Origin of the sequence: Streptomyces sp. 13-12-16, assembly GCF_002114215.1 — a bacterium.
Lineage (GTDB): Bacteria > Actinomycetota > Actinomycetes > Streptomycetales > Streptomycetaceae > Streptomyces.
In genome coordinates, this window is sequence record NZ_NCTE01000502.1 from 1 (window position 1) to 6558 (window position 6558).

At 72.6% G+C, this 6558-nt stretch carries 4 protein-coding genes; 2 read left to right on the plus strand and 2 right to left on the minus strand.

Annotated features, from left to right (window positions below; translation table 11 throughout):
* Both B7767_RS19695 and B7767_RS19700 read left to right on the plus strand, forming a co-directional pair.
* Positions 1-425 (plus strand): ATP-binding protein (locus tag B7767_RS19695; RefSeq protein WP_143652557.1); only part of this gene is annotated, 425 nt, incomplete at its 5' end.
* Between the two features lie 134 nt (positions 426-559).
* A complete protein-coding gene (locus B7767_RS19700; protein ID WP_085573338.1) occupies positions 560-1924 on the plus strand; it encodes an FAD-dependent oxidoreductase in 1365 nt (454 codons plus the stop codon).
* Between the two features lie 77 nt (positions 1925-2001).
* Here B7767_RS19700 and B7767_RS19705 read toward each other — a convergent pair whose 3' ends face one another.
* Together B7767_RS19705 and B7767_RS19710 are read right to left on the minus strand one after the other, a co-directional pair.
* Entirely contained in the window at positions 2002-4371 is a 2370-nt protein-coding gene (locus tag B7767_RS19705; protein ID WP_085573339.1) for a glycoside hydrolase family 65 protein, read from the minus strand.
* Positions 4372-4688: 317 nt separating this feature from the next.
* Positions 4689-6416 (minus strand): GAF domain-containing sensor histidine kinase, encoded by a 1728-nt coding sequence (locus tag B7767_RS19710; RefSeq protein ID WP_085573340.1) that lies wholly within the window; start codon positions 6414-6416, stop codon positions 4689-4691.
* Positions 6417-6558 lie beyond the last annotated feature (142 nt).

Here is a 6558-nt window from a genome sequence, read left to right on the forward strand (position 1 = left end):
CGCGGGCCGGTGACGACATCGCGCTGCTGGTGGCGCGGACGCGGGCGCTGCCCGCCGGCCGGATCGCCCAGTGGCCGGTGCCGCCGGACCCGGCGGCCGTCGGCGAGGTGCGGGCGGCGGTCACCCGGAAGCTGGCCGAGTGGGGGCTGGAGGAGCTGACGTTCGGCACCGAGCTGATCCTGAGCGAGCTGGTCACCAACGCGCTCCGCTACGGCGGAACCCCCATCCGGGTGCGGATGCTGTACGACCGCAACCTGATCTGCGAGGTGTACGACAGCAGCAGCACCTCGCCCCATCTGCGGTACGCGACCATGACGGACGAGGGCGGGCGCGGCCTGTTCCTGGTGGCCCAGCTCGCCGAACGCTGGGGCACCCGCTATCTGCCCGCCGGCAAGGTCATCTGGGCGGAACAGCCCGTTCCGTGAGCCATAAGGGCATGCGGGGAGACCTCATAAGAGAGGCTTATGAGCCCATAGACCGGACCCGCGTACCAGGTAAGGCATGCCTCAGTCTAGGCTTCCAACCGAGTCGCCTGTCATCGCTCGAAGGGAACCTGACCATGCCCCGCCCCCTGCGGGTAGCCATCGTCGGATCCGGCCCCGCCGGGATCTACGCCGCCGACGCCCTGCTCAAGTCCGACGTGGCCGCCGAACCGGGCGTGTCCATCGACATCTTCGAGCGGATGCCCGCGCCGTTCGGACTGATCCGCTACGGCGTCGCCCCCGACCACCCGCGGATCAAGGGCATCATCACGGCCCTGCACCAGGTGCTCGACAAGCCGCAGATCCGCCTGTTCGGCAACGTCGACTACGGCACCGACCTGCACCTCGACGATCTGCGCGCGTTCTACGACGGTGTGATCTTCGCCACCGGCGCCACGGCCGACCGCGCGCTGGACGTGCCCGGCATCGACCTCGACGGCTCCTACGGCGCCGCGGACTTCGTCTCCTGGTACGACGGCCACCCTGACGTGCCGCGCACCTGGCCCCTCGACGCCGAGAAGGTCGCCGTGCTCGGCGTCGGCAACGTCGCCCTCGACGTGGCCCGCATCCTGGCCAAGACGGCCGACGAGCTGCTGCCCACCGAGATCCCGGCGAACGTGTACGAGGGTCTGAAGGCCAACAAGGCGCTGGAGGTCCACGTCTTCGGCCGCCGCGGCCCGGCGCAGGCGAAGTTCAGCCCGATGGAGCTGCGGGAGCTGGACCACTCCCCCAACATCGAGGTGATCGTCGACCCCGAGGACATCGACTACGACGAGGGCTCGATCGCGACCCGGCGCGGCAACAAGCAGGCCGACATGGTCGCCAAGACCCTGGAGAACTGGGCGATCCGCGACACCGGCGACCGTCCGCACAAGCTGTTCCTGCACTTCTTCGAGTCGCCCACCGAGATCCTCGGTGAGGACGGCAAGGTCGTCGGCCTGCGTACCGAGCGCACCGAACTCGACGGGACCGGCAACGTCAAGGGGACCGGCGAGTTCAAGGACTGGGACGTCAGCGCGGTCTACCGGGCGGTGGGCTACCTCTCCGACAAGCTCCCCAAGCTGCCGTGGGACCTCGGCTCCGGCACGGTCCCGGACGAGGGCGGGCGCGTCATCCAGGAGACCGGCGAGCACCTGGACTCCACGTACGTCACCGGCTGGATCCGGCGCGGTCCGGTGGGCCTGATCGGCCACACCAAGGGCGACGCCAACGAGACGGTGGGGAACCTGCTGGCGGACTACGCGGCCGGCCGGCTCCAGACCCCCGGCTCGCCCGCCCCGGAGGCCGTGGACGCGTTCCTCGCCGAGCGCGGCATCCGCTTCACCACCTGGGACGGCTGGTACCGCCTGGACGCCGCGGAGAAGGCGCTCGGCGAGCCGCAGGGCCGTGAGCGCGTGAAGATCGTGGAGCGCGAGGACATGCTCCGCGAGAGCGGCGCCTGACCCCCGCCCCCGCAGGGGCTCGTCCTCGAGCGCCCGTCCGGTCCGTTCCCCGGACCGGACGGGCGCTCGCGCGTGTGTCAGTCCGGGAGGGCCAGACGGTCCGTCTCGCCGGGCTGGAGGCGGACCGTGCGGTCCGGGAGGTGGACCTCGATCGGGGAGCGTCCGGAGGAGGGCACGGCTATCTCCAGCAGGCCGTGTTCCAGCCGCAGCCGGACACCCCAGTGGCCGTGGTAGCGCAGGGTGAAGCCGTAGGAGGAGAGTTCGGGCAGGGGCACCGGGTCGAGCCACAGGGCTCCGCCGCGGGTCTCCAGACCGGTCAGTCCGCGCTGGACGAGGTCGAGGGTGCCGGCCATGGCGCCGAGGTGGATGCCCTCCCCGGTGGTGCCGCCCTGGATGTCGGCGATGTCCGCCTGCAGGGCCTCCTGGCAGAACTTCCAGGCGTCCGCGCGCCGGGCCCGGGCCAGCACCCAGCCGTGGACCAGGCCGCTGAGGGTGGAGCCGTGGCTGGTGCGGTGCAGGTAGTGGTCGACCGTGCGCCGCCAGGTCCGTTCGTCCAGGTTCATCCCCAGCCTGCGGAAGATCCCCCGGAGTTCGGCGGGCGAGAAGAGGTAGCCCAGCATCAGGACGTCCGCCTGCTTGGAGGCCTGGTACCGGTTGACGGTGTCGCCCTCGGCCTCCAGCAGCCGGTCCAGGCGCCGGATGTCGCCGTAGCGGTGCCGGTAGCCCCGCCAGTCGAGTTCGGCGAGCTCGCCGTAGCCCTCGAACTGGCTGATGACGCCGTGGTGGAGGGGGACGTGGAGGGTGCGGGAGACCTCCTCCCACTTCTCCAGTTCCCTCGCGTCCAGTCCGGTCCGCTCGGCGAGTTCACGGCGGCGCGGCTCGGGCAGGCCGCGCAGCACGTCCAGGGTGCGGGCGAGCACCCAGGCGGCCGTGACATTGGTGTACGCGTTGTCGTCGAGGCCCGGTTCGACGGCTTCCGGGTAGGCGTCGTGGTACTCGTCGGGGCCGACCACGCCCTTGATGCGGTAGCGGCCCAGACGGTCGTCGAAGGTGGCGGAGTCCGCCCAGAAGCGGGAGATGTTCAGCAGCATCTCGGCGCCCTTGGTGTGCAGGAACTCCTGGTCGCCGCTGGCCTCGCAGTACTGCCAGACGTTGTACGCGATCGCCGATCCGACGTGGTGCTGGAGGTGGGAGTGGTCGGGCAGCCAGCGGCCGGAGCGGGGGTTGAGGTGCAGCTGCTGGGCCTCCTCCCGGCCGTCGCTGCCGCTCTGCCAGGGGTACATCGCGCCGTGGTGCCCGGCGTCCCGGGCGGCGGTGCGGGCGCGCTCCAGACGCCGGTGACGGTGGTGCAGCAGCGCGCGGGAGATCTCGGGGAAGTGCAGGTTGAGGTAGGGCAGGACGAACAGCTCGTCCCAGAAGACGTGCCCCCGGTACGCCTCGCCGTGCAGTCCCCGGGCGGGGACCCCCACGTCCAGTTCCTCGGTGTGCGGGGAGAGGGTCTGCAGGACGTGGAAGAGGTGCAGCCGCAGGATGCGGCCCGCCTCACCCGGTACGTCCAGTTCGGCACGGCGCCAGAGCTGGGCCCAGACCGTCAGGTGCGGCGGGAGCAGTTCGTCGAAGCCGCCCGCCCGGACCACCCGGTCGACGGCGGCGTGCAGCGGGTCGCTGATCGCGGGGTCGCGGGAGGTGTGCAGGGCGACGATCTTGTCGACGGTGACGGTGTCCCCGGCGGCCAGGTCCAGCCGGGTGCTCTGCAGGGCGCGCGGGCGGTCGTGCCGGTTCGTGACGGGCGCGGGCGCCGTCAGCCGGGCGGCGAGCGCGATCCGGATGTCCGAGGTGCGGGTGCGGCAGCGCAGCCACACCGTGTCCGCGGAGGTCGTGCCGGTGAGCACATGGGTCAGATGACGGCCGTCCAGGTCCCGGTAGCGCGGCACCCCGGCGTTGATGACGTCGCCGTCGAGCGCCGCCTCGGTCTCCAGGGGCCCGGAGAAGCCCTCGGCGGTGAACTCGGTGCGCAGGCCCGCCAGATGGGGGTCGGCCATGTGCACGAAGCGGTGCTGGCGCACCAGGAGCGTCCGTCCGGCTCCCAGGCCGTACCGCGTCCTGCGCTCCAGGAGTCCGGAGGACAGGTGCAGGGTCTCGCCGTGGTCGAGCACGTGCGCGGTGTCGGGGGTGAGCCAGGGCTCGCCGGGAAGCCGGAAGCGCAGCGGCAGCCAGTTGGGCAGGTTGACCATGTCCTCGTTCTCGACGTGCCGTCCGGCGACCTCGGAGACGAGCCGGTTGTAGACGCCGGCCGCGTACGTGCCCGGATAGTGCACCTCGTCCGCGGAACACTCCGGCAGCGCGCCCCGGGTGGCGAAGTATCCGTTGCCCAGGGTGCACAGCGACTCCCGCAGACGCGCGTCGTCGGGGTCGTACCCCTCGTGCTCCCAGGTCCAGCCCGTCACTGCGACGCTCCTCCCGCCGACGGCTGCCGCCGCGGCGCCGCGCCGCGGCGGCCCGTCCCGGAGTCGTCACCGACGGTGAGACCCGCACCGGTCGAGGACGGACGGCCACCACGGCCGACGACCGACCACCGGAGTACCCGCGGCTGACGCCCGGCACACCCGGACAGCCGTCAGGGCCCGCCTCCCGGCTCCCACCGGGGCCACGGAACCCGGCACACCCGTCCACCGCGCCGCCCCTCCCCCACCTCGCGACCGCCACCACCGGCCCCCGCCCGAACCGGCAGGAAACCCCCCGGAGCGGGCCTGCACCGAGCCGTCTAACGCTCCCCCACCGGCACGCGCCACAACAGTGTGGTGCCCCCGTCGGCGGAGCCGGTGATGTCGAACGTGCCGCCCAGTTGTTCCGCGCGTTCGGCCATGTTGCGCAGACCGCTGCGACGGCCCCCGGCCGGAACGCCCACGCCGTTGTCCGAGACCGTCAGCCGTACCTCGCGGCCGTCGGTCTCGAGCACCACCCCGGCGCGGTCGGCGCGGGCGTGCCGGGCGATGTTGGTCAGTGCCTCGGAGAGCACGGCCACCAGGTGGTCGGCGGCCTCCTTGGAGACGTGGGTGTCGATCAGTCCCTCCATCCGCACGCTCGGGGGGAAGCCCAGCACGGGCGCGGCCTCGCCGACCACCCGTACGGCGCGGGCCCGCAGGCCGGTTCCGCCGCCCGCGTCGGTGGGCGAACGCAGGCCGAAGATGGTCGACCGGATGATCTTGATGGTCTCGTCCAGGTCGTCCACCGCCCGCAGCACCCGCTCCGAGGCCTCCTTGTGCTCGATGAACCGGCCGGCGCTCTGCAGCGTCATGCCGGTGGCGAACAGCCGCTGGATCGCCAGGTCGTGCAGGTCGCGGGCGATCCGGTCGCGGTCCTCGAGCACGGCGATCTGCTCGGCGTCCTGACGGCGCTCCGCCAGCTCCATCGCCACGGCCGCCTGGGCGGCGAACCCCTGCAGCGGTTCGATCTCCTTGTCCGTGAACGCGTTGCGGTCCGCGGCCCGCACCAGCAGGACGATGCCCCGCACCCCCTCACCCGACCCGATGGGCACGGCGACCGCCGGACCGAGGTCCGGGTACCGCTGGGGGCCCGGGAAGGCCCGGTCGTCGTGCGCGATGTCCGCGCTGGTGACGGGGGCGGCACTGGTGAAGGCCCGGCCCAGCAGGCTGTCGTCGACGGGCAGGACGAGCCCGCGGTGGGTGTCCGCGCCCTGCCCGATGGCCAGTTCCACGGTCAGCGAGTCGGTGTCGGCCATGGGCACCGCGACCACGGCGAGGGCCGCCCCGGTGATCTCCCGGGCGCGTTCCGCGATGAGCGCGAGCGCCGAGCCGCGTTCGCTGCCGGACATCAGTCCGTGGGTGATCTCGGCGTTGGCCCGCAGCCAGCGTTCGCGCAGCCGGGACTCCTCGTACAGACGGGCGTTGTCGATGGCGACGCCGGCGGCGACCGCGAGGGTGGACAGGACCGACTCGTCCTCCTCGTCGAAGTGCGCCCCACCCCGCTTCTCGGTCAGGTACAGGTTGCCGAAGACCTGGTCGCGGACCCGGATGGGGACCCCGAGGAAGGTGTCCATCGGCGGGTGGTGGGCCGGGAATCCGTACGAGGCGGGGTGGTCGGAGAGTTTCCCCACCCGCAGCGGCTCCGGACGGCGGATCAGCTCGCCGAGGATGCCGTGGCCCTCGGGGTAGTGGCCGATGCGGGCGATCTCCTCCTCGCTGACCCCGACGGTGTGGAAGGCGGACAGCCGCTTGCCGTCCGGGCCGATCACGCCCAGCGCGGCGTACTGCGCGTCCACCAGCGCCGCCGCGGCCTCCACGATGCCGTGCAGCACCTGCTCCAGGTCGAGTTCCCGGCCGACCGAGAGGACGGCCTCCAGCAGGCTGTGCACCCGGTCACGGGTGCCGCGGGCCGCGTCGATCCGCGCCTGGAGCTCCTCCAGCAGCTCGTCCAGCCTCAGCTGCGGTAGCCGTACGCGGGCGTCCTCGTCCCGCTCGGAGCCTGCCACCCGTGTGCCTCCCGTCCCTTCGTCCGACGCCGTCACCCGCCGGCCGCCCGGCCTGCGCCCCGGTAACGGTCCAGTAAAGGTGACGGTACGGCATGGGCCGGGCGGCCGGACCGGCGGGGACCACGGGCGGGCGGGCGGCCCG